Genomic DNA, 2,147 nt, shown 5'->3' with positions numbered 1-2,147 from the left:
TCGCCACCGAGGAGCAGGAGTACGGCCGTTTCGAATCGCAGAGCAACGCCCATTTCAGGGCCCTCATGAGGGGAGTTCAGACCAACGCCGCCCTCACCGGGATAGTGGAGGTCATCCTCATAACCGCGCTGGCGGCGATACTCTGGTTCGGGGGAAGGCTGGTCGTCTCGGGTGAACTCACACCCGGCGAACTGATAGCCTTCCTGGGTTACCTCGCGCTGCTCGTCCAGCCCGTCCGGGTCTTTTCCAGGGTGGTCGCCCAGATGCAGCAGGGCCTGGCCGCCGCGGACAGGGTCTTCGAGATCCTCGACGTGGAAAGCGAGGTAAAGCCGCCGAAGCATCCCGAGAAGGTCGACCCTATCAGGGGGGAGATCGCTTTTCAGGACGTGTCCTTCGCCTACAACGAGGGAGCCTGGGTCCTGGAGGATGTCTCCTTCCGGGTATCACCCGGCGAGAAGGTCGCCATCGTGGGGCCCACCGGCGCGGGGAAATCAACCATCGCCGACCTCATCACCCGTTTTTACGATCCCCAGCAGGGCGCGATCCTCATCGACGGAAAGGACATCAGGAGGCTCGACCTCAAGGGGCTTAGGAGGAAGATCGGCGTCGTCCCCCAGGACCCCGTGCTTTTGAAGGGCAGCATCGCCTTCAATATCGCCTATGGCTGCGAGGACCTTTCCGAAAAGGACATCGAAAGCGCCGCGAAGATCGCCGGGATACACGATTTTGTCCTGTCCCTGCCGGACGGTTTCAAAGCCGAGGTGGGAGAACGGGGCGTCACCCTCAGCGGCGGCCAGCGCCAGAGGGTCGCCATCGCCCGGGCCATCGTCCGGAACCCCAGGATACTCATCATGGACGAGGCCACCTCCTCCCTGGACGCCGCCGTGGAACAGGAGATCCAGGAGGCGATGAAGAAGGCCATGTCGGGCAGGACCTCGATAGTCATCGCCCACAGGTTGGCCACTGTCAGGGAAGCCGACCGCATACTGGTGATAGATCGTGGAAGGATCGTCGAGGAGGGAAGCCACGAAATCCTGAAGGATGCCGGGGGTCTCTACTCCAGGCTCTGCTGCCTCCAGTTCGGGGAGAACCATGGGAGCCCTGCTGAGTAGCTACTTCAGACCTATCCGTGGCGAAAGGGAAAGCTTCCCGTGGAGGCTTCTGGCCCCACTGGGCTGGCTGGTCGAGGCCAGCTCCCGCGCCAGGAATTTCTCCTACGATCACGGCCTGTCGGCCTCCCGGGAGATGCCCATCCCCGTGGTGAGCGTCGGCAACATCACCCACGGCGGCACCAACAAAACTCCCTTTGTCGAGATGCTCGCCAGGGTCTTTGTCGATGCCGGCCTCAGGCCGGGGATAGTCATGCGCGGCTATGGGCGCAAGCAGAAGGGATGCCTCCTGGCGGGGGAGTGCGAGCCTAGCAGGGATCTCCTGGGCGACGAGGCCCTTCTGCTTTCCGGAAGACTTGGCGGCGTGCCCATCGCGGTCTCGGCCGACCGAGCCGGGGGAGTTCTGCGGCTGGCCGGAGAGGGCGTCGACATAGCGATAGCCGACGACGGTTTCCAGCACAGGAAGATGGGGCGGGACGTGAACGTGGTGCTCATCGACGCGACCTGCCCCTTCGGGAATGGACGGCTGATGCCTGCCGGGATGCTCCGGGAAAACCCGGGGTCGCTGGAGAGGGCCCACATGGTGGTGATCACCAAGGCCGACCAGGTGGCCAAAGGGCGCGTGGAAGAGATATCGGCCGCCATCCGGGGCATCACCGGGGAGAAACCTTTCCTTTCCTCGCTGGCCCTCGCGGGATGGTCCCGTTTTCTCGGACCTCGGGAGGGGCTTGAAGAATGCCCACCGCCCGCGCTTCCCGCGGCGGCCTTTTCGGCCATCGGCAACCCCCATAGTTTCGGTTCTTTCCTCGAACAGCTCGGCTTCCCCGTTGTCTTCCACGAGATCTTCCGCGACCATCACATCTTCACGGAGCCGGAACTGGCCGCCATCGGCGGGAAAATGACCTCCCTGGGGGCCCGGTCGCTGATCTGCACCGAGAAGGATATCTTCAACCTCCCCCCGGACTGGTCGCCCGCCGTCCCGGTCTACGTTCCCAGGGTCCACGCGGTCCTGGCAGACGGGGACTCCTTTTTCGCCGC

2 protein-coding genes are annotated in these 2,147 nt (G+C 63.9%); both read left to right on the top strand.

What is annotated here, in order from left to right; translation table 11 throughout:
• Nucleotides 1-1,112: ABC transporter ATP-binding protein (locus GX108_04160; protein NLO56232.1), on the top strand; the 1,112-nt coding region annotated here is incomplete at its 5' end.
• Nucleotides 1,093-2,147: tetraacyldisaccharide 4'-kinase (lpxK, locus tag GX108_04155; GenBank protein ID NLO56231.1), on the top strand; the 1,055-nt coding region annotated here is incomplete at its 3' end. The genes GX108_04160 and lpxK, both read left to right, overlap by 20 nt.

The organism is Thermovirga sp. (assembly GCA_012523215.1).
In the GTDB taxonomy this organism is placed as follows: Bacteria; Synergistota; Synergistia; order Synergistales; family Thermovirgaceae; genus 58-81.
This window is presented reverse-complemented; position numbering and strand designations above follow the sequence as displayed.